The sequence below is a fragment of the Achromobacter sp. UBA4530 genome, from assembly GCF_002388205.1.
GTDB lineage: Bacteria > Pseudomonadota > Gammaproteobacteria > Burkholderiales > Burkholderiaceae_B > Achromobacter > Achromobacter animicus.
The window spans coordinates 80,449-106,381 of the sequence record NZ_DGMA01000007.1 but is presented as its reverse complement, the minus strand read 5'-3'; the positions used below and the strand labels follow the sequence as shown (position 1 = coordinate 106,381).

The 25,933-nt window shown below is 63.9% G+C and carries 20 protein-coding genes; 9 read left to right on the top strand and 11 right to left on the bottom strand.

From position 1 onward, the window contains the following. The first annotated feature begins 4 nt into the window (after positions 1 to 4). Positions 5 to 325, top strand: coding sequence for a SelT/SelW/SelH family protein (locus tag B2W22_RS04880; protein WP_175185278.1), 321 nt, complete (start codon positions 5 to 7; stop codon positions 323 to 325). Between the two features lie 150 nt (positions 326 to 475). After that, positions 476 to 922, top strand: a complete 447-nt coding sequence (locus B2W22_RS04875; RefSeq protein WP_175121548.1) for a carboxymuconolactone decarboxylase family protein — start codon at positions 476 to 478, stop codon at positions 920 to 922. Positions 923 to 1,040: 118 nt separating this feature from the next. On the opposite strand, the gene B2W22_RS04870 is transcribed toward B2W22_RS04875, so the two are convergent. The 4 genes from B2W22_RS04870 to B2W22_RS04855 all read right to left on the bottom strand — a co-directional run bounded on the left by B2W22_RS04870 (position 1,041) and on the right by B2W22_RS04855 (position 4,391). Beyond that, positions 1,041 to 2,567 carry a tripartite tricarboxylate transporter permease gene (locus B2W22_RS04870; protein WP_175121547.1) on the bottom strand — a complete coding sequence of 509 codons (1,527 nt, stop codon included), beginning with the start codon at positions 2,565 to 2,567 and terminating at the stop codon, positions 1,041 to 1,043. A 3-nt stretch (positions 2,568 to 2,570) separates the two neighbouring features. Beyond that, entirely contained in the window at positions 2,571 to 3,041 is a 471-nt protein-coding gene (locus tag B2W22_RS04865) for a tripartite tricarboxylate transporter TctB family protein (RefSeq protein ID WP_175121546.1), read from the bottom strand. A 236-nt stretch (positions 3,042 to 3,277) separates the two neighbouring features. Further along, positions 3,278 to 3,757 carry a DUF1348 family protein gene (locus B2W22_RS04860; protein WP_286936427.1) on the bottom strand — a complete coding sequence of 160 codons (480 nt, stop codon included), beginning with the start codon at positions 3,755 to 3,757 and terminating at the stop codon, positions 3,278 to 3,280. A 55-nt stretch (positions 3,758 to 3,812) separates the two neighbouring features. Beyond that, the gene (locus B2W22_RS04855; protein WP_286936425.1) at positions 3,813 to 4,391 is read right to left on the bottom strand and encodes a TetR/AcrR family transcriptional regulator; all 579 of its coding nucleotides are present in this window, start codon (positions 4,389 to 4,391) and stop codon (positions 3,813 to 3,815) included. A 331-nt stretch (positions 4,392 to 4,722) separates the two neighbouring features. Between B2W22_RS04855 and B2W22_RS04850 the strand changes: the two genes are divergently transcribed. After that, positions 4,723 to 4,878, top strand: a complete 156-nt coding sequence (locus B2W22_RS04850) for a hypothetical protein (RefSeq protein WP_175121543.1) — start codon at positions 4,723 to 4,725, stop codon at positions 4,876 to 4,878. Positions 4,879 to 5,034: 156 nt separating this feature from the next. Here the strand turns inward: B2W22_RS04850 and B2W22_RS04845 are convergent, their stop codons facing one another. The 3 genes from B2W22_RS04845 to B2W22_RS04835 all read right to left on the bottom strand — a co-directional run bounded on the left by B2W22_RS04845 (position 5,035) and on the right by B2W22_RS04835 (position 9,840). Then, positions 5,035 to 6,789: a GGDEF domain-containing protein gene (locus tag B2W22_RS04845; RefSeq protein WP_286936423.1), complete on the bottom strand. Its 1,755-nt coding sequence runs from the start codon at positions 6,787 to 6,789 to the stop codon at positions 5,035 to 5,037. Positions 6,790 to 7,058: 269 nt separating this feature from the next. Next, the gene (locus tag B2W22_RS04840; protein WP_286936422.1) at positions 7,059 to 8,609 is read right to left on the bottom strand and encodes a sensor domain-containing diguanylate cyclase; all 1,551 of its coding nucleotides are present in this window, start codon (positions 8,607 to 8,609) and stop codon (positions 7,059 to 7,061) included. 112 nt (positions 8,610 to 8,721) lie between these two features. Then, complete coding sequence (locus B2W22_RS04835) at positions 8,722 to 9,840, bottom strand: site-specific integrase (protein WP_414631937.1); 1,119 nt, start codon at positions 9,838 to 9,840, stop codon at positions 8,722 to 8,724. A gap of 219 nt (positions 9,841 to 10,059) precedes the next feature. On the opposite strand from B2W22_RS04835, the gene poxB reads away from it, so the two are divergent. Together poxB and B2W22_RS04825 are read left to right on the top strand one after the other, a co-directional pair. Then, positions 10,060 to 11,787 carry a ubiquinone-dependent pyruvate dehydrogenase gene (poxB, locus tag B2W22_RS04830; protein WP_286936420.1) on the top strand — a complete coding sequence of 576 codons (1,728 nt, stop codon included), beginning with the start codon at positions 10,060 to 10,062 and terminating at the stop codon, positions 11,785 to 11,787. 340 nt (positions 11,788 to 12,127) lie between these two features. Continuing rightward, the gene (locus B2W22_RS04825) at positions 12,128 to 13,186 is read left to right on the top strand and encodes a DNA-binding protein (protein WP_286936419.1); all 1,059 of its coding nucleotides are present in this window, start codon (positions 12,128 to 12,130) and stop codon (positions 13,184 to 13,186) included. A gap of 118 nt (positions 13,187 to 13,304) precedes the next feature. Here B2W22_RS04825 and B2W22_RS04820 read toward each other — a convergent pair whose 3' ends face one another. The 4 genes from B2W22_RS04820 to B2W22_RS04805 form a co-directional block, all read right to left on the bottom strand. Beyond that, positions 13,305 to 13,973, bottom strand: a complete 669-nt coding sequence (locus B2W22_RS04820; protein ID WP_175121538.1) for a response regulator transcription factor — start codon at positions 13,971 to 13,973, stop codon at positions 13,305 to 13,307. A 335-nt stretch (positions 13,974 to 14,308) separates the two neighbouring features. Next, entirely contained in the window at positions 14,309 to 17,578 is a 3,270-nt protein-coding gene (locus B2W22_RS04815) for a hybrid sensor histidine kinase/response regulator (RefSeq protein WP_286936418.1), read from the bottom strand. A gap of 9 nt (positions 17,579 to 17,587) precedes the next feature. After that, on the bottom strand, positions 17,588 to 18,823 hold the full coding sequence (locus B2W22_RS04810) for an EAL domain-containing response regulator (RefSeq protein WP_286936416.1): 1,236 nt from the start codon (positions 18,821 to 18,823) through the stop codon (positions 17,588 to 17,590). Then, entirely contained in the window at positions 18,790 to 21,636 is a 2,847-nt protein-coding gene (locus tag B2W22_RS04805) for an ATP-binding protein (protein ID WP_286936415.1), read from the bottom strand. The genes B2W22_RS04810 and B2W22_RS04805 overlap by 34 nt, the downstream gene beginning before the upstream one ends. Before the next feature lie 137 nt (positions 21,637 to 21,773). Between B2W22_RS04805 and B2W22_RS04800 the strand changes: the two genes are divergently transcribed. From B2W22_RS04800 to B2W22_RS04785, 4 genes are all read left to right on the top strand, one after another. Beyond that, positions 21,774 to 22,541, top strand: a complete 768-nt coding sequence (locus B2W22_RS04800; protein ID WP_175121535.1) for a hypothetical protein — start codon at positions 21,774 to 21,776, stop codon at positions 22,539 to 22,541. 37 nt (positions 22,542 to 22,578) lie between these two features. Further along, complete coding sequence (locus B2W22_RS04795) at positions 22,579 to 22,935, top strand: hypothetical protein (protein WP_175121534.1); 357 nt, start codon at positions 22,579 to 22,581, stop codon at positions 22,933 to 22,935. Between the two features lie 479 nt (positions 22,936 to 23,414). Further along, positions 23,415 to 24,491 (top strand): AI-2E family transporter YdiK, encoded by a 1,077-nt coding sequence (ydiK, locus tag B2W22_RS04790; RefSeq protein ID WP_175121533.1) that lies wholly within the window; start codon positions 23,415 to 23,417, stop codon positions 24,489 to 24,491. A gap of 626 nt (positions 24,492 to 25,117) precedes the next feature. Further along, positions 25,118 to 25,825: an RNA pseudouridine synthase gene (locus B2W22_RS04785; RefSeq protein ID WP_254594280.1), complete on the top strand. Its 708-nt coding sequence runs from the start codon at positions 25,118 to 25,120 to the stop codon at positions 25,823 to 25,825. Positions 25,826 to 25,933 lie beyond the last annotated feature (108 nt).

Here is a 25,933-nt window from a genome sequence, read left to right as displayed (position 1 = left end):
ACCCATGAACCCGCCCGCCTTGCGCCCTCGCATCGTCATCCTTTACTGCACGCAGTGCCAGTGGCTGCTGCGCGCCGGCTGGATGGCGCAGGAACTGCTATCCACGTTTTCGACCGATCTGGGCGAAGTGGCGCTGCAGCCGGGTACAGGTGGCATCTTCCAGATCACCTACAACGGCGACCTGATCTGGGACCGCAAGCGCGACGGCGGTTTTCCCGACGCCAAGGTGCTGAAGCAGCGCGTGCGCGACCGCCTGGATCCAGGCCGCCCGCTTGGGCACATCGACGGTCATGGCGGCAGCGACGCGTCCGCACCCGAACGCTGAAAGGCCGCCTTCGGGAAAAGGTAGGCAATGACGCTGGCCAGGAAGGGGCCCGGTCATCTTGGATCAGTCAATACGCCAATTCTTGGCCCTGTTGCACCGGCATGCGGCAGGGTAATGTTGCGGTCATCAACCACAGCAAAAGGAACTGGAATGACCCGCCTGAACTGGCAAGAAACCGCACCCGATGGCGCGAAAGCGCTCTTTGGTATCCACCACTACGTCACGCAGCGCACGGCGCTTCCCGCGGAACTCGTGCATCTCGTTTTCCTGCGCGTCTCGCAGATCAATGGCTGCGCACACTGCATCGACCTGCACACCCGTGACCTGCGCAAGACCATGTCGGTCGACAAGATCACGCTGGTGCCCGTGTGGGACGAAGTTCACCACCTGTTCTCCGACCAGGAGCGCGCCGCATTGGCGTGGGCAGAGGAAGTGACCCGCGTCAGCGAAACACATGCCTCGGACGAAGCCTACGCCGCCGCCTCGGCCGCGTTCGCGCCCAAGGACCTGGTCGATCTCACGATCGCGATCGCTGCCATGAACGCGTTCAATCGATTGGGCGTTCCCTTCCGGGTTCCCGTCGCCGCCAAGGCATAACGGCCCCACAACGCCAGCCAGACGTGCGCGGCGTTTCTGGTCAGCCAGCGATACGCAAAAAAAGGCCGGTCCTTGCGAGACCGGCCAAAGCAGCACTACCCCGAAACTTGCCTTGCGGTTACGCAGCAGACTCCGCGTGCTTGAGCGCTTCGCGCGCCTTGCGTGCGCGCAGGGCCGACACCGCGAGCAACGCGATCAGTCCCACGCACGCCAGGATGAAGCCCAGGCTGATGGGCCGCGTCACGAAGATCGACAGCTCACCACGCGACAGCAGCAGGGCGCGGCGGAAGTTTTCTTCCACCATCGGCCCGAGCACAAAGCCCAGCAGCAGCGGCGCCGGTTCAAACCGAAGCCGGATCAGCGCGTAACCCGCCGCGCCAAACAAGGTCACCATCCCCACGTCGAACAGGTTGTTGTTCGTGCTGTAGACCCCCACGCAGACAAAGAACAGCGCGGCAGGGAACAGATAGCGGAAGGGAACGGTCAACAGGCGCACCCACATGCCGATCAGCGGCAGGTTCAAGAGCAGCAGCAGCACGTTGCCGACCCAGAAGCTGGCGATCAGCCCCCAGAACATGTCGGCGTGCTCGATCATCATCTGCGGACCCGGCTGGATGCCGTGGATGATGAGCGCGCCCAGCATCAGCGCCATGACCGGGTCGCCAGGGATGCCCAGGCTCATGGTCGGGATGAAGCTGGTCTGCGTCGAGGCGCTGGTGGCCGCTTCCGGACCGGCGATGCCTTCGATGGCGCCGCGGCCGAAACGGCGCGGTTCCTTTGCAACCTTCTTTTCCGTTGCGTACGAGATGAACGACGCAATGGTCGGACCCGTGCCCGGCAGGATGCCGAACGCCGCGCCGATGGCCGTGCCGCGCACCAGCGCGCCGCGCGATTGCTTGATGTCGCCGGCTTCCGGACGCATGGACTTCAGGCTCACCTTCGCGGACGTGACCTTGCTGTCGCCGCCGATGCGATTGATGTTCTTCAGGAAGTCCGCCACGCCGAAGAGGCCCATGGCCAGCGCCACGATCTGCAGGCCATCGGACAGTTCCAGGATGCCGAAGTGAAAGCGCATCGTGCCCGTGTTGACGTCCGTGCCCACCACGCCCAGCAGCAGGCCGACCACGACCATCGCCACGCCCTTGATCGCCGATCCCTTGGCCAGCGTGGCGCCGGCCAGCAGGCCCAGCATCATCATCGAGAAGTACTCGGCGGGACCGAACTTGAACGCAACGTCAACCAGCAGCGGCGAGAACAGGATCATCGCCAGGATGCCGACGGACGCGCCGCAGAACGACGAGAACATCAGCATGAAAAGCGCCGAGCCGGCCTTGCCGTTGCGCGCCAGCGGATTGCCGTCCAGACACGCCACCGCATGCGACGCGGTGCCCGGCAGGTTCAGCATGATCGACGTGATCCCGCCGCCGTACTGCGAGCCGTAGTAGATGCCGGACAGCATCACCAACGCCGCGGTCGGCGTCATCGTGTAGGTCAGCGGCAGCAGGATCGAAATGGCGGCCAGCACGCCCATGCCCGGCAGCACGCCGATCAGGTTGCCCATGAACACGCCGAAGATGGCCCACATCAGGTTGTCCAGCGCGAACGCGACAGAGAACCCGTGCATCAGGTTATTGAAGATTTCCATGGATCAACCCCAGCGGAACAACGGAAACTGGAGCTGCAGGGCCCAGGAGAAAACCGCCACGCCAAGCACCGTGACACCGGCGGCAAGAATGGCTGCGCTGCGCCAGGTGTGCTGGCGATCGCCCATGGCAGAGATGAAGACCAGCACGAAGGTCGCCGGCACCAGGCCGCCGAACTTGCCGATCAGAATGAAGGACAGCAACCCGCCGATGATGCAGCCCCAGCCGCGCCACTCGGGCGGCGCCACTTCTTCGGCATCTTCCTCGGCAACGACGGGCGACGTCGCCGTCTTGGCAATGGCCAGCCCCAGAAGGACGAGCAGTACGCCCAGAATCGCGGGGAACATGCCAGGACCCATGCGATCAAGGCTTCCCAATGTGTAGGTTGACGCCTGCGCGATGGCGCCCAGGCCCAGCACGATCATCGTGCCCGCGGCCCACGCCTCGCGCCGTACGGCGCTGCTTTTTGATTGCATGGTCTTTTCCTCCCGTTGTTGTGCTTATGTCTGACTGCGGTCTGAACAAAAGCTGACACTGCAATGAATGCGGGAGTCTAAAAATCCAAACTTCCGTTCACCTTTCAAGGTTCGCGAAAGTTGCGCGCGGGTGTGCGTATCGCCACGAAACCGGGGGAAATCCCTAGGCTGTTTTCAAGCGAAAAGCAGACGTTGCGCGCATGCGGATCACATGCGCGCATGGCTATTGATGGGTACTACAGGCCCAGTTCCGACAGCCCCGGATGATCGTCGGGACGGCGTCCCAGCGGCCAATGGAACTTGCGGTCCGCTTCCTTGATCGGCATGTCGTTGATGCACGCATAGCGGTTGAACATCAGGCCGTCTTCGTTGAACTCCCAGTTCTCGTTGCCATACGAACGGAACCAGTTGCCCGAATCGTCATGCCATTCGTAGGCATAGCGCACGGCGATGCGGTTGCCGTTGTAGGCCCACAGCTCCTTGATCAGGCGGTAGTCCAGCTCGCGCGCCCATTTGCGCGCCAGAAACGCACGCGCTTCCTCGCGGTTCGTTGCGAACTCGGCGCGGTTGCGCCAGTGCGTGTCCAGGCTGTAGGCCAGCGAAACCTTGTCGGCATCGCGGCTATTCCAGCCGTCTTCGGCCAGGCGGACCTTCTGGATGGCGCTTTCGTGCGTGAAGGGGGGGAGGGGCGGGCGGACTTCGGAGGGGGGCGTCATGGCAAAGGCCTCATGGACTGGGGGGGGTGGAAACAAGCAAGAGGAGGACGCGGACTCAGTGGTCCGCGTCAAGCAGCGCCTGGGCGGCGCGTTCGGCGCTGTCGGTGATGGACGCATCGCCCGTGACCATGGCCACGGCAATCGCACCATCGATCAGCACGAGCAATTGGCGCGCGCGCTCATCGGCGTGCGGCAGACCTGCGGCCTGCACCAGCGACAGCACGTGGGCAAGCAGACGTTCCTTGTGGCGCCGGGCAACCGCGCGGATCGGGCTGTCCGCGTCGCCAATTTCGCCGGCGGCGTTGATGAACGCGCAGCCGCGAAAGCCGTCCGACGCGAACCATTCGCGCAGCGCATCAAAGATGGACAGAAGGCGCGCACGCGGCGAGGGCGCGCGGGTCGTGGCGTCGATGAACCACTGCATCCAACGCTCGTCGCGGGCCGTCAATGCAGCGGCAACCAGGACTTCCTTCGTGCCGTAGTGGTTGTAGATGGTCTTGCGGGATACGCCAGAGGTCTTGACGATGAGGTCCATGCCGGTGGCATTGATGCCGCCACCATAGATCAGATGTTCGGTGGCGCGCAGCAGCTTTTCATGCACGTCGGAGGCGGGGGTATGGGCGGTGTCGGACATATGGAGAATGATCGTTCTATCTGCAATGAGCAGATGGTAGAACGATCATTCTCCAAAGTCAATCACTCGCAGTCTTGGGTCGTTATCAGCACCGCTCGGCTTCGCATGGATGGCGCGATTAACCGGCGTCCGGTACTCCTGCTTGCTATTTCTGTCAACTTTGAGCTAAAATCTTTCATCTATCGGCAAAAAAACAATAAAACTGCCGATACCTCTTCCCGGCGCCGCCTGCTTTCTGAATGCTCCCCCGCACCCGCGGCATTCATGGCCCGCCAGAATCTGTGCATGGTGCTCGGCGGGGGAAGCCATGTGCCTGTCCAGGAGCATGCTTATGACTCATCAATTGACTGCCAAGAAGGGAAGCTTCGAGATCCCCCCGCTGAATTGGAAAGCGCCCGAATCCAACAAGCAGTCCGACCGTCACGACGCGCCTTCCCGTAGCGCCGAGACCTCCAAGCAGGCCGACGTTTCACGCGTCAAGTCGTAATCCGGCAAGCGGGCAATCCGCTCTGCAGGTAGCAGTAGTCAGGTAATCCGCTGAGCGCATCGCCCATCGGCCCAGAAGTCAACCGGCCCAGCCGCCGTCAAGCTTCTGGGCCGTCAAGCTTCTGGGCCACGGAACTCCGGGCCGTCAGAAACGATGTCACCCCAAGGTGCGTTGCTGGACCTGATTGCGCCCATTCAATTTCGCCAGATACAAGAGTTCGTCAGCGGCCCGGAAAAGACCGCTGACGGATTCCGCATGGCTCCAGGAAATGCATGCCACGCCGAAGCTGGCCGTCAGGCCAAACGTGGCGCCGCTTTCCGACGTAACGGTGCTTGCGCCGATGCTTGCACGCATCCGTTCCGCCATCTCCAGCGCCTGCTGCGCGCCCCGCGTGCGGCACAGCACGGCAAATTCCTCTCCGCCCACGCGCGCGACCACGTCCGACTGACGCCAGACTGTGCGGCATAGATCGGCCACGGCCTTGAGTGCCAGGTCGCCGCTCGCATGGCCGTACGTGTCATTGATGCTCTTGAAGTGGTCGATATCGAACAGGATGAAGGCCAGCATCGGCTGGCTTTCGTCCCACTGGGCGCACGCCGCCTCAAACCGCTTCTCGAAGGCGCGCCGGTTCAACAATCCCGTCAGGTAGTCCGTTTCGGCGGTATGCGCCAAGTCCGCAATCAGCCGGTCGCGCTCCGTCTCAAGGCGCTTGCGCGCCGCGGCGTTTTCCTTCAACACGCGCAGCGCATTGAAGACCTCCTCGACTTCGCCATGGTATTTGCCCGGCGGAATCTTGGCCGGCGTCGACCCGCTGGCGATTGATCCGATGATGCGCGTGGCCAATGCAAAAGGCTGGATCACGCGCTTGCGGAATTGCACCAGCGCCACGGCCAGCGCCGCCACGAGCAGGGCGGTCGCCGCCAGGGTCACGGCAAGCAATCGGGCCGCTGACATGCGGTGCGCGTCGATGTGACGTTCCATCTCGTCCAGCAGCACGTCGCGGAACTCGGTGATGGCGCCCATCATCGGCACATAGGCTGCGGCCAGATCGCCAGTCGAAACAGAGGCTTCGTCCCAATGCCGCGATGCCTGCTCGCGTACATCGTCAAGGTAGGCCAGGCCTTCGCCAAAGTAGCGCGCTTCCATCCGCGCATACACCTCGGTCGCCCGCACATCCGGATGTGTCGCCATCCGAGCCCTGATCAGCGCGTGCAACTCGTCGATCCTGCCGAGCACGCGTTCGATACGGAACTGTTCCTCGTCGGTCAACTGCCGGCGCTGGCTTAAAGCGGGCGTGTAGGTGGAACCGAGCAGGCCGGCCTGTTCGCGCAGCTCGCTGGCCAGCAGTGCCAGCGTCAACAGGCTGGGCGCATTGGCTTCGCTGCGCATGACCAGCCCCGCGTTGGCGGCCAGGCTCGCCTGCCATTGCGGAATGATGCGCACCATGGCGCTGACCGCGTCCCACAGCATCTGGCCGGATCGCTGATCGCGCGAGGCGGCGATCAGTCGGTCAACGTCCTGGCGCGCTTCGGCTAGCGACAGGCGTATGCGTTGGATCTCGCCGCGCTTGGCATTGCCGTCGGCGCCGGCGTGCAGCGCCAGCAGCGCCTCGATCAAGCTGTCCGTGCGTGTCCGAGCCGCGGCCAGCGATGCCATGACCTCCGGCGGCACGGGCAGGGCAGATCCCAGCGCGGCGTTCATGGGGCCTCGTTCGGCGGAGGCTCGCTCCATGACGCGGATCGTCGCGCGCACCGAGGCAAATGCCTGCCGCGCCTGCGACGCCGCGCCGTACGACTGCCAGTTCTGGTACAGCAGGATGCCGGCAAGCACCGACACCAGCAACAGCACGCCTACAGCCAGCGCGATGAAATGACGTTCCAGGGATTTTGGCGCGACGGCGGGGCGCAACATCTCGGCGTGCAGGTCCAGGCAAAGTCGAAGCTGCGCAGAATACTGTAATTGCCCTTGCTGATATTGGGGTTTTGGCAGATTCCGCCGGATTTCAATTTATGCGGGCAAGAATATTTCGCTGGAATGCAGTTAATTGCGGTTTTCTGCGAAACCTTGCGCCAGCCAGTCTTCGTCATATCTGCCTAGGCCTCTCGCTGGAACGCGCACCTGGATCCTGGTGCCGAGCCGCTGCGGCTCGGCGCCGCCACGGCGAATTCACCCGACGGGCTTCACGCCTCGTGCATGACGACGCGATTGCGCCCCTGCTGCTTGGCCACATACAACGCCGCGTCGGCCGCCCGGAACGTCTCATCCACGTCCGGCCCCGTCGACGGCCACTGGGCCACGCCCGCCGATACCGTCACGCGGTTGGCGCCGTGCAATGGCCGTTCTGCAATATGCGCCCGCAGCCGTTCGGCCACATTCACCGCCTCCCGCGCCGCCACGCCGGGCAACAGGATCAGGAACTCCTCACCGCCATTGCGGCACAGCACGTCCGACGGCCGCGAACATTCACGCATGATCTGCGCCATATCGCGAATCACCTCGTCGCCGACGTTGTGGCCGTAGGTATCGTTGATGCGTTTGAAGTGATCGATATCCAGCGCCACCACCGAAAACGGCGTGCTGCCGGCCTGCATCTGGTCCACCGCGTCCTGCGTGCCGCGTCGGTTGCGCAGCCCGGTCAGCGGGTCCGTGATGCTCGCCAGGTTCAGTTTGCCGATCTTGTCCTGCAGGCTCGTGAAGCTGGCCATCACGGCGCGCTTGAGCCGTTCGGCCTCGAAGTACCAGGCCTTCACCGACTGCACGCGCTGCATCGCCACGGATACGTCCTGATGCTCCACGTTCGTGGCCAGTTGCGACAGCGGCAGCGAAATCATGCGGGCGCACCACCAGATGGCCAGCAGGAACGCCACCGCCAGCGGTGCGGCATAGCCCAGCAAAGCCCAGATCAGGTCGTGGATCGGTTCCAGCGTGACCTGGGCGGGGCGCTGCGCCACCACGCCCCAGCCGCTGATGGGTACCGGCGCGTACCCGGCCAGCATGTCGACGCCCTTGGTATTGATGACGCGCATTGCGCCGGTATTGCCCTTGATCACCGAGGCGACCACCGGATTCGTCAGGACTATTTCGCCGACGCGCGCGGGATCGGTGTGATAGAGAAGCTGTCCATCGCCATCCACCACATAGAGATACGATCCGTCGTGGTAGTGATGCTTGCCCAGCAGCTCGTTCAACGCGCTTTCATTGCGCAGGTAGATCGTGCCCCCGACGTACCCCATGTAGATGCCGTCGTTCGAAAAGATCGGGTGCGTGACATTGATCAGCAGATTGCCCGCGATGGACACGTACGGCTTGCTGATCATGGGCTGGCGTTTGCTCAAGGCGGCGCGGCTGCCGGGGCTGTCGACCTGCACGCCCAGAAAGTTGCGGAAAGACGCCGTGGTGGCCAGGATGGTGCCGTCCGCGCCCACCACGCCCACCGAGTTGAAGCTGTCCGTCTGTTGCTGCACGCGCATCACTTCGGCAGCCAGGCGATCCGGGGACGCCATCAGATCGGGCATGTGCCGGGCGCTGTATCCCAACTGCTGCTGCGCCGACCGCAGAAAACTGGCCGCGCCTTCGGCCAGCTTCGTCGCATAGACGCGGTTCGATTCGAGCGTGTTCTCGATCAATTGCTCCCGCTGCACGCGATAGCTTGCATACAGGGCATTGGCCGTGGCGGCGATGGCGCTGAAGACGGTAAGCGCAAGCACAAGCCCGCGGAGATTGATTTGCATGGGATCGGAACGGGCAGGGGACGAGCCAGGCGTCCGGGCGCTTGCCGCTTAGTCGAAGGATATCGGTCGGGACGAGGGCCGGAGCGCAGTGATTGTAAAGTCACTGCCTCCATTACGGCAGGTTGCGCGGATCCTGTAGGTCTGGGGCAGGCGGGTCGTCCAGCAGGCGTGCCGCGGGCGATTGGGCCGCCGCCCCGGCCCGGAAGTACCCCATCACCGTCGCCACGCTGGCGTGGCCGGTCATCGCCATGGTGTCGCCCAGCGGCACGTTGCGCCGGCCGGCTTCCGTCACAAAACCCGAGCGCAGGCTGTGCGCCGAATACGCGCCGTCCAGCCCCGCCAGCCGGCTGCGTTCCAGCACGATGTCGCGCACGGCCGCGGCCGCCAGCGGCTCGCCCACGACATCGCCTCGCCGGACCCGCCGGAAGATCGGCCCTTGCTGGACGCCGCTGGCTGTCAGCCAGTCGGCCAGCGCCTCAGCAGCTTTGCCCAGGATCGGCTTCTGGTCCTGCGCCCGGACAACGCCCGTCTGGTTGGTTTTGGAATGCGCCATCGTATAAAGATAGCCATCGCCCGTGCGGCGGGTGTTTTCCATCGTGGCGCGCACCACCTCCGAGCGGCGGCGGCCGCCGCTCGCCCAGGCGAACAGCAGCAGCGCACGGTCCCGCTTGCCGCGCAACGAGTCGTCGCAGGTCTCCAGCATGGCTTCAAGCGGTTCGCGCGTCAGCGCCTCTTTGCGGGCGGGCGCCACGCCGCGGCGGGCATAGGCCCGGCGGGTCTTGGACACCAGCTCCCGCACAGCGGCGCCGCGACAGGGGTTCGGGTGCCCCAGCAACTCATGCGCCTTGGACAGCACGGACAAGCGCTGCAACAGCGTGTTCAGGCTCGGCGCGCCAAGCTTGCCTTTCGCCTTCAGCCGCACCAGTTCCCGGTCCAGAGCCAACGGCAGCTCCCACTCCAGGCCGGTATCGGAAGACCGTTGCGCGTGGTCCACCACGAATTGAATGACCGCGGCCTCGGACACGGGCAAGGCGAAGGCCTTGCCATACCGCAACCCGAACCACGCCGACCAGTATCGGATCGCCGCGCGGTAGCTTGATGCCGTGTTGGCCGAACTGCCTTCGCGCAGCAGGTCGCGCACGGCGGCGTCGGCGTGGCTGTCGAGCGTGTCCGGATCCAGCGGCGCCAGGGCGGCTATCAGCGCCGGGGCCATGCCAGGCAAATCATTCATGTTTCCGCGCCCACGGCAGTTGGCCGTCCCTTTGGTTTTGGTAATAAAACAGTCGAATAATCCCGTCATGTTAGCCGGTGAGCGTGGGGCTACCGGCGTCCGGCCGTTGCGCATGGCGCCGGGCGCGGTGCTACGATTTCCCGCACGCAAGTCAACTTCCGACGCTAGGGCAAACCGTAGCGGTAAGTGTCCCGGCGGCGTTCCTTCAAGGAGCAATCCATGGCCGCAACCGTCGCAGACTATCTTGTCAAAGTGCTTGCTGAAGTTGGCGTCCGCCGCATCTGGGGCGTGACAGGCGACAGTCTCAATGGACTGAACGACAGCCTTCGCAGGATGGGCCGGATCGAGTGGATGCACACCCGCCACGAAGAGACCGCGGCTTTCGCCGCCGGCGCAGAAGCTGCCATCACCGGCACGCTGGCGGTATGCGCCGGCAGTTGCGGACCCGGCAATCTGCACCTGATCAATGGCCTGTTCGACTGCCAGCGCAGCCGCGTCCCCGTGCTGGCCATCGCCGCCCACATTCCGTCGTCCGAGATCGGGTTGGGATATTTCCAGGAAACCCATCCGCAGGACCTGTTCAAGGAATGCTCCGACTTCGTCGAGCTTGTCTCCAACCCGGCGCAACTTCCGGGAATACTGGCCCGCGCCATCAATACGGCGGTCGGCAGGCAAGGCGTGTCCGTCCTGGTGATACCTGGCGACGTGGCGCTCGCTGCAGCGCCTTCGGACGTGCCGGCCTCGTGGCCGCAGCCTCCGGCGCCTCCTCACGTCCGCCCGGACGCGACAGCGGTGAAGGAGCTGGCCCAGCTGCTGAACGGGGCAGGGAAGGTGTCGATCCTGGCCGGTAGCGGCTGCGCCGGCAGCCACGATGCCGTGGTCGCGCTGGCCCAGCGGCTCAAGGCTCCTGTCGTCCATGCGTTGCGCGGCAAAGAGCACGTCGAATGGGACAACCCTTGCGACGTCGGCATGACCGGCTTCATCGGCTTTTCTTCCGGCTATCACGCAATGGAGAACGCCGACCTGCTGCTGATGCTGGGCACGGACTTTCCGTATCGCCCGTTCTATCCCAAACACGCCAAGATCGTGCAGGTCGATCGCGATCCCAGCGCCCTGGGCCGGCGCGCGCCGCTGACGATGGGTATTGCTGGCGACGTGGGCGAGACCATCGCCGCGCTGCTCGAGCAACTGGACGACCGCCAGGACAGCGCCTTCCTCGACGCCGCGCTTCGGCACTACCGGGACTCCCGCAAAGAGCTCGACAACCTGGCCGCTCCCGCGGCCGCCGGCCGGCCGCTGCATCCCCAGTATCTGGCCCGGCGCATCAACGAATTGGCCGATGACGACGCCATCTTTGCAGCGGAAGTCGGTTCGCCCACCGTATGGGCGGCAAGATATCTCACCATGAACGGCAAGCGCCGCTTGCTGGGTTCCTTCAACCACGGCTCCATGGCCAACGCCATGCTCCAGGCGATCGGCGCGCAGGCAGCGGCGCCGGGCCGGCAGGTGATTTCAATGTCCGGCGATGGTGGGTTCACGATGATGATGGGAGACTTTCTGTCGCTGTCGCAGTTGCAGCTTCCCGTGAAGATCGTCGTCTTCAACAACGGCTCGCTCGGCTTCGTCTCCATGGAAATGAAAGCGGCCGGGTTCCTGGATACCGGCACCGACCTGCAAAACCCCAATTTCGCCGCCATGGCCGAAGCCGTCGGCGTACGCGGCATCCGGGTTGAATCGTCCGAATTCCTGGATGCCGCGCTGCAGGAAGCGCTTGCCCATCCCGGCCCGGTGCTGGTCGATGTGTTGACCTCGTCGCAAGAATTGATCGTCCCGCCCAAGATAAAGCTCGAACAGGCTAAAGGGTTTGGGCTGTACATGCTGAAGGCCATCATGAATGGCAGGGGCGACGAGGTAATCGAATTGGCGAGGACAAATCTGGGGCGGTGAGTTGAAACGAGCGGGCGGCATTCTGGCGACGGGCCCGGCGCGTTAGCCGAGTGGGTCTTTTGCGAAATCGCGAGGAAAGGGGCAGCAGCCTCGTGCCTGCGCCTGTCTTGTGATTTGCTCAGCGACTAACCGAGTTCCACCGAATATTTGCGGCCGAAGCGTCTCGAAGAGCGCGGACGTCCTGCTGACTTGCGCGCTAGCGGCAGTACGCACATCTTGCGCTTTGAATGTACGAAATCATATGTACGATGTAAGATATACAGCATTAATGGCAGATAACTCGCGATAAGGTTCCATTATCGTGACTAATTCGACCGTCTAACTCGACAAAAACATCATCATGGCCACTGGAATCACCGAATCAGATGTCTGGACCGCGGCAGACGCGCTGTTGCTCGAAGGTGCCCGGCCCACCATCGAGCGGGTACGGCAGAAGATCGGCCGGGGCTCTCCCAACACGGTAAGCCCGCACCTGGAAACCTGGTTTCGCGCCCTTGGCGCGCGCATCCAGGATCCCGGCGCTTTCGCTGCACCGCCTGAGGTGCCGGATCCGATCGCACAAGCGGCGACGCATTTCTGGGAAGCGGCGCTGGCTGCGGCCAGGGCAGAACAGGCCCAGGCTTATCAGGAGCGCTGGGAAGAGCTGGCACGGGAAGGGGAACGGTTTGCGGCGCAAGCCGAGCAGCTGGAACAGCGCGAAGCGCAACTGCTTGAGCGCGAGCACGACCTGCAGGAAGCGTTGAAAGTCGCCACGGCCCAACTAGCAACCACCGAAGCCCGCCTGCAAGCGGCAGAAGCGCAATTGCACCAGCGAGACAAGGCGCTGGCCGCCTCGCAGGACAGCCTGGAGGACGCCCGCGGCGCCAACAAGGCCCTGCTGGCTGACGCCGAACAGGATCGCGACCGCCACGCACAGGCCATTGCAGCGTTGGAAGCGCGTCACGCTACCCACGAGCGGCGATGGCTCAACGAACTGGATGCGGAGCGAGGAAGCGTAAAGCGCCTGCAAACCCGCCTGGATGCATCGCTGTCCGCCGCCCAGCAACAGGCAGATCAACTGCGGGAAGCGCTCGCTGCGTCCCAAGCGCAACTTCGCGCGTCGGAACAACAGGCGGCCGCCTTGCAGGCGCAGGGGTTGGCCGACCAGCGTCTGCAACAAACCGAAGCCGTGGCCGCGGCCAATGCGCTACAGGCCAGTCAGGCTCGCGAATCCGAACTGGCGCAGCGCCTGGCTACGGCATCCGCGCAGGTGAATGATCTGTTGGCGCAATTGAAGTCGCGAGACGCCCAGTTCGGTGATTTGGCGAGCCGCTTGCTGGCAATCCAGGAAACGCCAAAACCGGCGCAGTCTTCGCAGCAAGCGGATCCGGTAGTGGCGGCGCGTGCTGAAGGACCGTGATTCACGCGTGGTGGATGGCGCGCCCGATTTCGTATATTTCGATGCGAGCAGCGTGCCGGGAAAGAACCGAAAAAGATGCCCCGAAAGCCGATCTTCCGGGGCGCTGCCTTCTCAATCTTCAGGAAAAACCTTGCTCATCCGCGTACCGGAGCAGTTCGGCGTTGGTCTCGATGTTCAACTTGCGCATCGCCGACTGTTTTTGCGTGCCGATGGTTGCCACTGAACGATGAAGGCGCCGCGCGATCTCGGTAACGGATAGGCCCTGCGCAAACATCCGCACCACCTCCAGCTCTTTCGGCGACAACCCCTTTCCCTTGCCGGCACGTCCCATGGTCACGTCGTTCTGGCTGAGCCGCTGGCTGATGCTGTGCGACAGGATCGGCCCGCTTTCGCTCAGCGCGCGCACGCAGATGGACACCAGCTCATCGATCGGCTCTTCCTTGCTGACGATTCCCGCCACGCCCACCTGGCGAAGCTGGTTCAGGATGCCGCTGTTGGACAACATCGTGAAGACCACGATGGGAATTTCCGGGAACAGGCGTTGCAACCGCTCAATCAGCCGCAAGCCGTCTTCGTCCGCGGACCGGGCGGCCATTGAAAAGTCGGTGACGATGAGATGGCAGGGATGGTCCTGCACGGCAGTGACGAGTTCGAGGCCTGATCGAGCCGTGGCCACCACCGTAAACCCGGGCACATCGTTCAGGGAATCCGCGAGCGCGAGGGAAATGATGGGATGGTCGTCGGCGACGATGATCCGAACATCCTGATCGGACGAAAGCTTCATCATGATCCCGCCATCGCGTTGATGTTCGACTGCGCCTGGTAATCCCGGGTGTCCGGACTGCGACACGGCACGGGGAAGCCGGTCCGTGGCTGGCCCCGCCAGGCTGAGAGCGCCAGGAATTTCGGTACGTCCGTCGGTGACCATTTTATGTTCAAACTCCACTGAAAAGGCGAGGAGAAACGGTTGGGCTGCAGGCAGAAAACGCGCGAAGCAGGCGGCCAGGGCTACTGAGAAAGCCGCTGAATCTACCGCCCGATACCCACTCAATACATAGACAAGCTTCGAAAGCGAGTCGGCTTCGGCGCAATATCGGATTGTTCGGCGCCCGAATTTGAAGGCTAGACCTGGGCCAGCGTATCGCGCAGCAGCTCGACCACCGCATGGCTTTCGGCTAGGGCAGCCGCATTCAGCCCGGCGCTGCGCAACTGCTCCTCCAATGCTTCCAGGCGTTCGGTGATTGCGGTCATTTGCATGACGCTCAATGCGCCGCGCATCCGGTGCAGCGTGCGGCTCAACAGGCGTTGGTCGTTCGTTTCGAGGGCCCGGACCATCTGTGCGATATCGGCTTCCATCGTATCGACGAACAATGCGCGGTACTTTTCCGGCACGGCCGGCGCGGGCTCGGGTTGGCGCGTTGCGCGCGGCGGGGCCGTGGCGTCCGCAATGTCAGCCGATGGCGCGCGGCTTCCCTGAAGATGCCGTCGCAGTGTGGAAAGGCTGATGGGCTTGACCAGCCAGGAGGTCATGCCCGCCGCCAGACAGCGCTCTTCTTCTTCGCGCATGGCGTTGGCGGTGACGCCAATGACGGGAACGGTGGCGCCCTCGGCCCGCAATGTTTTCACGAGTTCATAGCCATTCATGCGCGGCATGTTCACGTCGGTCAGGACCACGTCGTAACGCGTAAGCCCCCACAACATCAACGCTTCCGCGCCGTCGGACGCCAGGGTGACCTCGCAGCCGAGTTGTTCGAGTTGATGCTGCAGCGTCGCCTGATTGATCGGATTGTCCTCGGCGACGAGGATCGACAGGCCAAGCGGGGCTAAGGCGCTGATGTCGGATTCGAGGTCCACGGTATGTTCTCCGCGAACCGCGGCCAGGATGCCGGCGGCAATGTGTTCGATGCTGGCAATGACCCGGACGGTGCGCGCGGTGGGTGGCTTGGCGCTTGCGCTGGCCAGCACATGGTGGCCGGCCCAGTCGTGCAGGTTGCCGCTGCCCGGATGCAGGACATCCACGAGGATGTCGTCTGGCGTGCCCGCGGGCAGGGGAGCGGGCGTGGGAACTGCCTTGGCGCCCCAGCGTTTCAGCCACTGGCTGATGTTTTCGGACAGTTCGTGATGCGGGCTTCGGACGTATACGGTCAGGCCGCTCAAGTCGGGGGGGCTGAATGGCTGGCCGGCTGCCACTTGTAGCGGCAAATCCAATGAAAAGCTGCTGCCCAGCCCGAGTTCGCTGGTGACACTGATGCTGGTGCCCATCAGTCCGGCCAGGCGTGCGCAGATGGATAATCCGATGCCCGCGCCGCGCACGGTATGTGAGCCGCTGTCGATCTGATAGAACGGCACAAAAAGCTGCGCCTGTCCTTCCTTGGGGATGCCGATCCCCGTGTCGACCACCTGCAGCCTTAGATGCGTGCGGTCGGCCAGCACTTGCGCCACTGTCAGCCGGACGATCACGTGCCCGGAGTCGCTGAACTTGATGGCGTTGCTGAGCAGGTTGCTGAGTATCTGGTGGATACGCACGGGGTCGCCCGTCATCCATTCGGGCACGGCGACATCCACGCAGCAAAAGAGCAGCAGCCCCTTCTGTTCGGCCATCGCCGCGTAGGCGTTGGTGCATTCTTCGACCAGTTCGCGGGGGTTGAACTCCGAAAACTCCAGCGCGAGTTGTCCGGCTTCGATCTTGGTGATGTCCAGAACGTCGCTGATGAGCTGCAGCAGGATCGCCGACGAGCTTTGCATGCGCTCCAGGTGCTGGCGCTGTTCGGCGTCCAAGGTGGTGAGGCTCATGAGTTGCAGCGTGCCCAGCACCCCGTAGAGAGGAGTTCGGATCTCGTGGCTCATCGTGGCCAGGAAGGTCGACTTTGCTTCGTTGGCCCTGTCTGCCTCGCGCTTGGCCTCCGTCAGGGCCTGCTCAACGACTGCGCGGGCGCTGATGTCCGAGAAAGCGCACAACACCACGTCCTGGTGGTTGTAGCGGGTAGGTGCATAGGCCACGTACAACGGACGTCCATCCGTGGCCTGAAAACTGGCGATCGTGCCCGGACCGGCTGCGCCGAGCACCTGCCTCAGGAACAGGTTGGTCTGCGGCGAGTTGTCCAGCTCCCGGCCGGCCTCCGCGCCCAGCCATTGAAGCGCCAGGCTGTTGCCGAATACGACTTCGCCACCGGGCCGCGCCAATACGCACAGCGCCACGGGTGCGGTCTCGATCAATGTCCGGCTGAATTCTTCCTTTTCGACGATGTCGCGTTGCGCATTCGAGGCAGGGGCAATGACGTGGCGGCTGTACCATCGCGAAGACATGATGCCGGTCCCAAGGCTGAGCAGAATCAGCAGGCCCGCGATGGCGGGCAGCCAAAGGTTGTCCTGGAAGAAGGCGCCATAACTGACGCGATAAGTGCCAGTCCAAACTCCCGACGGGTCCGTGATACGCAGCACGATCCCTTCCGCCGTGTATTCCAGGCCGTCCTTGGTTCCGGTCGGTCCGGGCGGTTCTCCGAGCAGCAGCCCCTCGCTGCGGTGCGTCAGCCAGAACCCGCCGTGCAGCGGCTTGCGCAGGGTCTTTTCGAAGATGTTGATCCGCTGATGATTGAATTGCGTGGCCGCGTAGACGGCAGACGTTCCATCCCGTGCCGTGGACCAGACAGATTGCGGCATGTCGGCGTACAGCAAACCCAGCATGCTGCCGGAAAGCGCTTCCAACCTGAACCAATGGACGCGTCCGGATCTGGGAGGGTCGCGATGCCCGGGAAGGTCTTGATCGATAAGGCGTTGGCGGACCGTCTGCAGGCGGCGCAACTCCGTTCTGATGGCGTCGGTGACTGTCAGGAAAGCGGCGGGACTCAGGCGCTCGTAACCCGACACGGCGCCGACGGCGGGCACGCTCATGCTGATGCTGTCCGACTGGTTTATCAGGAAGATCGTGGAGGCGGGATAGTAGGACGCCGCCCAGTAGCTTGAATAGAAGTCCGCCACGAACTCGCCCAGGTTCGCAAGGCGGCGACCTGCGGTAGGGCAGTCAGAGGCCTGCTCGCATGCCAGCGAGAAAGCCATTTCCGCGTAGGAATGTTGACCTTCAAAGAGCTGCATGCCGAAGCGCTCTGGCACGTCGGTCGCCTGCAGGGTGATCTCTGTCGAGAGGTTTTCGGTGGGCAGCGAGGGGCTGTGGGCGCGGAGCTTTCCCAGGAATTGCTCCTGGGCCTGGATGTAGCCGACCAGAATGGAGAAGTCGAGCTTCAGACGATCGCTCTCTTGCTCGACGATGCGGTTCAGTCCCCAATAAAGCGCGCCGACCAGGACGAGGGCAAAGGGCAGGATGCCGAAGAGGGCGAAATTCAGCCAGCGAGAGGTACGGGTGATCCGGGCAAACGGGGTATCGGGCTTTCGCATGGCCGGTTCTCACCGATGCTTAGGATTTGCCGCCTGCCGCTCGCTGGCGAGCATCTGGCTGAAGCGGTCGGAAGTGACGGCGGGTGATATGAAATACCCCTGGACGCAGTCGCAACCGATGCGACGGAGGAACGCGAGATCGTGGGCGGTTTCCACGCCTTCGGCGGTGACCTGCAAGCCCAATCGCCGCCCAAGCCGTACCGAAGACACCAGCGCCGCCGACCGGCTTTCGTCGTGTGCCGCGCCGCTGACAAAGGCGCGGTCAATTTTCAGTTCGGTGAACGGCGTCGAAATCAGGCTGTACATGGAGCTGTATCCTCGGCCAAAGTCGTCCTGTGCCAACCCGAAACCCTTCAACCGCAATCGGCTGGCCCCCATATAGTATTGGCCTTGTATGGTCGGTGTCTCGTCCTCGAGTAGTTCGAAGGTGATTTCGGACGCCGCCACGCGCTTGGCCGCCACGATTTCCTCGAGGTCGTCGGGTAGATCCGGGTCGTCCAGGCACTGGGTGGGCAAATTGACGGAGACGGGCACCCGAAAGCCCATCTGGCGCCAGTGCATGTGCGCGTTCAGCGCGGCTTCCAGGATATGTCGCAGCAGAGCCTTGTCCAGCCCGTGCCCCCGCACCGCGGCGAGGAATGTGTCTGGCGGCAGGCAGCCGAATGCCGGGTGCAGCCACCGCGCCAGCGCCTCAGCGCCGACGATCCGCCCGGTTGCAAGCGACTGTTTGGGCTGGAACCATGCTTGCAGGTGCCCTCGATGCAGCGCGTTATCGATCGCGGCACGGTCCAATACGGGGCCCGTCGTGCGGCGCGCGAGTTGCGGTTTCGTGTGTGCCTTTGATTCAGGCGGATTGCGGCTGACCAGGCCGGCCAATTGGGAGGCGTGGTGCGGGGTAAACGGCTTGGAGAACGAGCCCAGCACGTCAAGTCCCTTTTCCTTGGCCATCATGGCAACGCTGTTGATGATGCCTTTGAGGCAGGCCGACACAATAGCCAGCATGGGAGGTTGTTCCTGCCGGGACAGCCGGTCGATGAATTGCACGCCATCCATGCCGGCCATGTTCAGGTCGATCAGCACCAGGTGATACGGCTGCCGCGCGGTCTTGGCCAGGGCGGTCTCGGCGCAAGACGCCACATCCGCCCGGCCAAATCCGGCCGAGGCGAGCTGGTCGGCCAGGTGAACGCATTGAAATGGATGATCGTCCACGATCAGCACCCTGTACTCCGACAGCTTTCTCGCCATGCGGCTTCCTTGAACGGCATCAACGCCTGGCATAACGCGGCAATCGGCAGCGGTTTGAGCAGCACGGTGTTCATGCCGGCTTCCGAGCTGCGCCGCAGGTCTTCGGTAAACGCGCTGGCGGTGATTCCCACGATCGGGCGGGTGTAGCCCTGGCTTCTGAGCGCGCGGGTGAGGGCGTAGCCGTCCAGCTCTGGCATGTGCAGGTCGGTCAGGATGGCGTGGAACTCTGGGAGGTCGGGCAGCGCCAACGCGTCGTTGCCGTCTGCCGCCACGACCACCGTGCATCCCAGGTGTTCAAGCTGTTCGCGCAGGATTTGACGACTGACCGGGTTATCCTCGACGACCAGCAGGTGCATGTCGAGCGCGTCTCGCGACGGCTCCAGCACGGGGAGCGTCTTGGTGGCGACGCTGTCCTGCGCCAGCCGGACCGCCGCGACGATACTGGCGAGGCTATGGCTGTCGGCCGTCCAGGTGTTGCGAGTCGGCCGCGGCTGAACGCCCGGGGGTTGTGCAAAAACCCGAGCGCCGCTCCAGACGGCCGGCGTCAAATCGCGTGACCATGTTTCCACAAGGACGCTGCCCTCGCGCCGGCCATGGAGGGTGGCCTTGTAGGGCATTGCCACGGCGCCGCAGTGACGCAACCACTGGCACAGATTCGCGACCACCTCGTTGTTGGCGCCCCGCACGAAGACCGGCCTGGAATCCAGCCGCACACCCAGGTCCGTGCGCACACCGCCGACGCGCGGCAGGGTCAGGATGAGCGACATGCTGGTGCCCAGGCCGGGTTCGCTGACGGCGCTGAGCGTTCCGTTCATCATCTCGGACAGGCGCCGGCAGATGGCAAGCCCGAGGCCGGTGCCAGGGACATTCTGGTTATCACCGGATTCAGCGCGGAAGTAGGGTTCGAAAAGCCGCGCGTGGTGCTTTGCCGAGATGCCCATGCCGGTGTCCGCCACCTGGAATTTCAGGGTGGCGAAATGCGCGTCCTGGCTGAGTACCTGCAGGCGCAGCACCACCTGGCCGGAACTGGTGTACTTGATGGCGTTGTTGACGAGGTTGTTGAGGATTTGGCGGACGCGGGTCGAGTCGCCCAGAACTTGCGCCGGCGCGGCCACGTCGGCCAGTGCGTACAGGTGCAGTCCCTTGGCGTCGGCGCGCGCCGCATAGGTGCCAATGACGCTGTCCAGCAACTGGACCGGCGAGAACTCCGAGGTTTCGAGCTTCAGGTAGCCGGCCTCGATGCGCGACAGGTCCAGCGTGTCGTTGATGGAGCTGAGCAGGGTTGCCGAGGACTGCTGCATCGTATGAAGGTATTGCTGCTGCTGGCCGTCCATGGTGGTCAGGCCAAGCAGTTCGAGCGTGCCAAGGATGCCGAACAGCGGTGTCCGGATCTCGTGGCTCATGGTGGTCAGGAACACCGTCTTGGCGTGGTTCGCGGCGTCGGCGTGCAACTTGGCCTGGGTGATGGAGTGCTCGACCCGTTTGAATGCAGTGATGTCGTTGATGCCGCAGAGGATGACTTCCTCGGCGCGATAGGTGATGGGCGCGAAGGTAAGGTGCAGGCACCGGCCGTCTTCCAGCGGGTATTCGTGTTGGGCGCCATGACCGTCGTCGGCCAGCAGCCGGGCCAATAGTGCCGGGTCTTCCAGCAACCAATCCCTGGCGAGCTCGTTCGACAGCAGCGGCATGCCATCTGCCCGGCGCAAGAGGCACAGGCCCACGGGCGCGACTTCGACCAGTCTTCGATTCAGGGACACGCTTTCTGCCAGGGCCTCGTACTGGCGCAGGGCGGGGGCGACGAGTTTCCGGCGGATGTGCCGAATGCCGACGATGACCGCAGCGCACAGCAGAAGCGCGCCGCCCAGCGTGGCCTGGATGGCGTAGGCGGCGTCATCCAGGATCCGGCTGATCGGCATGTAGTAGACCAACCGCCAGCCGTCTTCGCCGACGGACTTGCTGAGCACGACGTAGCGGGGTAGCAGGCCGGATCCCCACAAGCCGAATGAGTCCTCGCGCCCGGCGTAGCGGCTTAGCCCCGCCAGGGTTTGCGCGTCGTCCGGACTATGCAGGACGGGCGCGCCATCCTGGTCATGCAGGAGGTAGCTGCCGCCCTGCAGCGAAGACGGGTCGATGGCCGCGTTGATGTCGCCGAGTTCCAGGCCGATCCATCCGGCGCTCGGCGCGGAAGCATCGACAGGCGTGTACAGATACAGGGGTTTGGCGTTATTCAGCTGAGGCTTGAGCCAGCTGATGGCGTTTTGCCCGCCGTGCGCAGCGTTTGGATTGGCGACGGCGAGCTTGCGCGCGAGCCAGGATTGCGCGGCGTGATCCGGACCGGCGGGTTGGCCGGGGCGGGGCGTGAGATAGGTGGTCTGCCCATTTCGGACGGAACTGAAGAGCAGTTGCGTCTGCGCGAACGCAATGTCGTTGAGATCGCGCGGGGTGAGAATCAACGCCCAGTCGTAGGCGTTGGGACCTTCGTGCAGGGGGAAGACGTTGATCTGCCCGGTGTTGCCAAAGTGACGCGGCGTTTCGGAGGCCGGCGCGGAATCGGTGTTGCGGACCAGGCTGGACGCCAGCGAGCGAAGCAGCGACTCCCGCTGATCGAAGAAGATCTGTGCGTTGTACGCGGCCGCGTTCATCTGGCGCCGGTAGGTGGAAACCGTGCCGGTGAAGGACCAGTAGAGCAGAAATGCAGCGGCCGCTGCGATGCAGGCGAGCAATGCGGCGGCGAAGAGATGCAAGAGCAGCGTGGGGGCTCGGGGGACTGGCTGGACGTCTGGCGAGAGGGTATTGGTTTCCTTGACAGGCATGCGCCCATCGTAGGTATGGCCCCAAACGGCGGATATAAGAAAATTTTGAAAATGCGCCGATGACGCGGGCAAATGGCAACGCAAATCGTACTTTTACGATTGGTTTGTGAAATTGCGCTCCATAAACTCGTCGCCTTATGAACGCTATCAACCAGGCCGAATCCGCCTCACTCGTCAGCGAGCCGTTACGAATCCAACCCGTGCTGGACGCGAAAGGGGTCGTCCGCGAAATGGCGCTGGTCGGCGGTCACAGCCGCCTTACTTCCGCGTTGCTCGCCAATGCCGCTTCAGCAGATGCCTTGCGCCGCGCCGGGCGAATCTTCCGCGCGGCGGGCTGCATGGCAACGCTGTCGATGGACCATCCGCTCAACGTCCACTCCGATATCCTGCTTCCACAGCAGCTATGCCAGGATCTGCGCATTGGCGCCGTGGCCGGCGACCAACTGCGTGACACGCTGCAAGAAGCGCAGCTCAGCCAGCCGATCTATCCCTGCGCCAAAGTCACGTACAACGTCCCCCTCAGCGACCGCCTGGCGCAGGGCGCGACGCTTTTTCACAGCTACCAGGAACTGCAGCCCGCGTTACGCGTGCGGCTGCTGCCCTCGGCGCAAGTTCCATTCGGCACACTTCGCGCCACGGGCCTGCGGGTGGGCATTCCGGAAGGTATCTGTACCCGTCGCCCGTTGCAAGAGCGCTTCTTCAGCCTGCTGGGGCAAGCGTCACGCCAAGGCCTGAAGGTCTTGGCGCAAGACATCCGCAGAATCGACGACTTCAACTGGCTTCGCGCGCAGCCTGACGTCCTGTTTCAGGGCGAGGCCCTGTCAATCGCCTTGAGCCTTCAGTATGTCCAGGAGTGGCTGGCCAGCGCAGGCCCCAGTTGGCGCGCTTTTCAAATGGGGGCATAGGCCAGGGCCACACCGCGGATCCGATTAAAATCCGCGCATGCTTCCTACTCAAGTCATTTTGGCGCTGCTGGTGCTACAGCTTGCGCTGCTTATTCCCCTGGTCGCGGTGGGCATCCAGCTCATACGCTGGTTACATTGGTGCTTTCTTGCTTCCCCCCAGACTCGGGGCGAGCGCCCTCGGTTCACTGGTCCGGTGCTGGCCCTGATTTTCAGCACGCTGGCGGCCACCGACTTCATCGGCTTTGAACCCTTCCCAACCCTGTCGCAAATGAATCCCGTGCCGGAGGGCGCACGCGCCTACTTCACAGTGGCGATGCTGGCCCTCGCGGTCTGGTGCTGGGCGTATTCCGGCGCGATCCGCAGCCGGATTCGCACGATGCTGGGCGTCTCGTAGCCCTTGCGCCCGACGGTAGCAACGTTCGGCCCATCGGCGGGTCAGCGTCCCGGGTAAGTTCCCTGGAATGGTTCGTTGTTTGGCTCGCCAAAATCAGACCGATGGTAATTGGCGGGGTCGGAATGGGTTGCGCGCGCGGCGTGCGACCCGTCGGAGCGGTGGGAATCCATGTAACTGCAGCCGCTCAACACGATTGCCAGCAATACGCTGGCGAAAGCCATGTTTTTCATGGCACACCTCCACACTGTTTGCCTGCGCCCCGGACCGGCGAACCCGGCCGGCCGCAGCGGCAAGCCGAGCAAGTAATGTTCCCATTCAGCTTCGCGCGGATTTCGGATACATTCGATTGATCGCGATGGCTGGCAGGGCGGGCGCCGCCAGTCCGCATCCACCGCAACCTGGGGCGAAAGCCCCGCCAGGAGCCGCGGGTGATACCACGCCAGTCCGTCGACATAGCCCGGGTTCTGCTTGTGATCGTCATGCTGTTGGCCTTGATGATCGGCAGCCTGTATGTCCTGCGTCCCTTTCTGCCCGGGCTGATCTGGGCCACGACCATCGTGGTCGCCACCTGGCCGGTGTTGCTCTCGATTCAGCGGCACTGCGGCGGGCGGCGCTGGCTGGCCACTGTGGCAATGCTGCTCATCCTGCTGTTCGTAATCGTGCTGCCGTTGTATCAGGCGATCTCCACGCTGGCGCTGCACGGCGGCGCCATTATGGCGGCGGTCAAGAGCCTGCCCGACTATGCACTGCTGGCGCCGCCGGCGTGGATCGGCAGCATTCCGCTGGCCGGCCCCCGCATCGCCCAGGAATGGCAGACGTTGTCGGACGCGGGCGCTGGCGGGCTGCTGGCGCGGATTGAACCGTACCTGACCACCGCCGCGCACTGGCTGCTCGGTCACGCCGCCATCGTCGGCGTGTTCGTGATGCACATGCTGATCACCGTGATCATCGCTGGCATCCTCTACAGCAAAGGCGACATTGCGGCCGATTTTGCGCGGCGCTTTGCCAACCGGCTCGCGGGCCAGCGCGGCGTCGCCGCGATCAGGCTGGCCGCGTCTGCGATCCGCGCGGTGGCGCTAGGCATCGTTGTGACCGCCGTCGTGCAATCGGCGCTGGGCGGTATCGGGCTTTGGATTGCGGGCGTGCCGGCGGCGGGGATTCTGACCGCGCTCATGGTGATGCTGTGCCTGGCGCAGCTCGGCCCGTTTCTGCCAATGCTGGGCGGGGTTGCCTGGCTGTTCCAGAACGATATGAAGCTGGCAGCCGCCGTGCTGCTGGTCTGGGCCATTGTGGTGGGAACGCTGGACAACCTGCTGCGGCCACTGCTTATCAAGCGCGGGGTGAACCTGTCGATGCTGCTGATACTTTCCGGCGTGTTGGGCGGCATGTTCGCCTTCGGCATCGTCGGATTGTTCATTGGTCCGGTGATTCTGGCGGTGACGTCGACGCTGCTCAAGGCCTGGATCGATGAAGTGCCGCCGCCCGCAGACGTCTACCCGGACGAAGCCGCCTTGAACGTGGACCCGCCCGACGGACCGCGGCAGAAAAGGGCGTAACATCCGTCTCAAGGTGCGGGCCATGTGGCCCGCTTTTCGCAATACCCGGCAACACCGATGACAATGCTTTTTCTCCTGGCGCCTGCAGGCGTGCCTGACCTTTTCCTTCACCGTTTCAATCCGCTGCATCAGGAGGGGGGACGATGAGCAACACGATGCGGCCCACCAAGCCCGGCACGCTCACGCTGACCTCCCGTCCCGCCAAGCGCAGCGCGGCAAACCGCAGTGCACGTCCGGCGAGATCGGACGAGTCCGCTGCGACGAGCAAACCGTTCCAGCGTGCCCCGGCTGGTCAAAGCCGGGGCGTCTCCAATGCCGGAAAGACTGAGGCGTTTGAGCGCAAGGCCATCGAATCCAAGGGAACAGCACGTCGAGCCACTGAGGCGAAAAGCGACTGGCCGAAAGCCACCGAACGCCAAAGCAGCGGACGCGCTGCAAGCGACCGCAAGCCCAGCGACCGCAAGCCCGGTGAACGCAAGCCCGGTGACCGCTATGGCGCTAAATCGCAAGCGGGCGGCCCCAAAGCCAGCGCGAAGGGCGCCGTCGCCCGGCCCGTGCGCAATACCCCCGAACGCCGCGATCGCTCCAACCCCTCCGCACAAGCTGCCGCAAGCAACACCGATCGCCTGGCCAAGCGCCTGGCGGCCGAGCTGCCGTGTTCGCGCGGCGATGCCGAGCGCTACATCGAAGGCGGTTGGGTAACCGTCGACGGCAAAGTGCAGGAAGAGCCGGGTTTGCGAGTCGCGCCCTTCCAGGTTGTGAGTCTGATGCCCGGCGCACGGCTCGAAGAAGGCCGTCCGGTCACCGTGCTGGTCCACAAGCCGGCCGGCATGTATGCCGACGACCAGCCCGGCTCGGCGCGCGACCTCATCCTGCCCGAGAACCTGATGCCTGGAGACCGGTCGGGCCAGCGCTACCTGAAACGCATGTTCAATGGACTCAAGCTGGTGACGCCGCTGGAGCGCGCTGCGAGCGGCCTGGTCGTCTATTCCCAGGAGTACGCCGTGGCCCGCAAGCTGGTGGAGGAGGGCCGGCACGTGGAGCAGGAATATATCGCGCATGTCGAAGGCAAGCTCAGCGAAGCGGACCTGGCCCGCATGCAGCGCGGCATGGCCTATGAAGGCCGCGCCGCCACGCCGATGAAGGTCAGCTGGCAGAACGAAAACCACCTGCGCTTTGCGCTGAAGTCGCCCCTGCCGGGGTTCATTGAAGCCGTGTGCGATGCGGCGGGCTTGCGCTTGCTGGCATTGCGGCGTCTGCGGATCGGGCGGTTGCCGATGGCAGGCCTTGCCGCGGGACAATGGCGCTACCGGCTGGACTACGAGCGATTCTGATGGGCGGACCAACCAGCTCCCAGATTGCCGATTCTGTGTTCGCGGCGCATCCGCAGCCCACGCCGCGCGTTGATGGCGGCTCTCCGGACACCGGACGTCGACGGATGT

Coding starts and splice junctions, on each gene's coding strand:
- B2W22_RS04865 (WP_175121546.1), bottom strand. CDS start 3,041: ATGCAATCAAAAAGCAGCGCCGTACGGCGCGAGGCGTGGGCCGCGGGC.
- B2W22_RS04810 (WP_286936416.1), bottom strand. CDS start 18,823: ATGGCGAGAAAGCTGTCGGAGTACAGGGTGCTGATCGTGGACGATCAT.
- B2W22_RS04880 (WP_175185278.1), top strand. CDS start 5: ATGAACCCGCCCGCCTTGCGCCCTCGCATCGTCATCCTTTACTGCACG.
- B2W22_RS04870 (WP_175121547.1), bottom strand. CDS start 2,567: ATGGAAATCTTCAATAACCTGATGCACGGGTTCTCTGTCGCGTTCGCG.
- B2W22_RS04875 (WP_175121548.1), top strand. CDS start 476: ATGACCCGCCTGAACTGGCAAGAAACCGCACCCGATGGCGCGAAAGCG.
- B2W22_RS04820 (WP_175121538.1), bottom strand. CDS start 13,973: ATGATGAAGCTTTCGTCCGATCAGGATGTTCGGATCATCGTCGCCGAC.
- B2W22_RS04815 (WP_286936418.1), bottom strand. CDS start 17,578: ATGCGAAAGCCCGATACCCCGTTTGCCCGGATCACCCGTACCTCTCGC.
- B2W22_RS04795 (WP_175121534.1), top strand. CDS start 22,579: ATGCTTCCTACTCAAGTCATTTTGGCGCTGCTGGTGCTACAGCTTGCG.
- B2W22_RS04845 (WP_286936423.1), bottom strand. CDS start 6,789: ATGTTGCGCCCCGCCGTCGCGCCAAAATCCCTGGAACGTCATTTCATC.
- B2W22_RS04860 (WP_286936427.1), bottom strand. CDS start 3,757: ATGACGCCCCCCTCCGAAGTCCGCCCGCCCCTCCCCCCCTTCACGCAC.
- B2W22_RS04825 (WP_286936419.1), top strand. CDS start 12,128: ATGGCCACTGGAATCACCGAATCAGATGTCTGGACCGCGGCAGACGCG.
- ydiK (WP_175121533.1), top strand. CDS start 23,415: ATGCTGTTGGCCTTGATGATCGGCAGCCTGTATGTCCTGCGTCCCTTT.
- B2W22_RS04800 (WP_175121535.1), top strand. CDS start 21,774: ATGAACGCTATCAACCAGGCCGAATCCGCCTCACTCGTCAGCGAGCCG.
- B2W22_RS04805 (WP_286936415.1), bottom strand. CDS start 21,636: ATGCCTGTCAAGGAAACCAATACCCTCTCGCCAGACGTCCAGCCAGTC.
- B2W22_RS04855 (WP_286936425.1), bottom strand. CDS start 4,391: ATGTCCGACACCGCCCATACCCCCGCCTCCGACGTGCATGAAAAGCTG.
- B2W22_RS04850 (WP_175121543.1), top strand. CDS start 4,723: ATGACTCATCAATTGACTGCCAAGAAGGGAAGCTTCGAGATCCCCCCG.
- poxB (WP_286936420.1), top strand. CDS start 10,060: ATGGCCGCAACCGTCGCAGACTATCTTGTCAAAGTGCTTGCTGAAGTT.
- B2W22_RS04835 (WP_414631937.1), bottom strand. CDS start 9,840: ATGAATGATTTGCCTGGCATGGCCCCGGCGCTGATAGCCGCCCTGGCG.
- B2W22_RS04840 (WP_286936422.1), bottom strand. CDS start 8,609: ATGCAAATCAATCTCCGCGGGCTTGTGCTTGCGCTTACCGTCTTCAGC.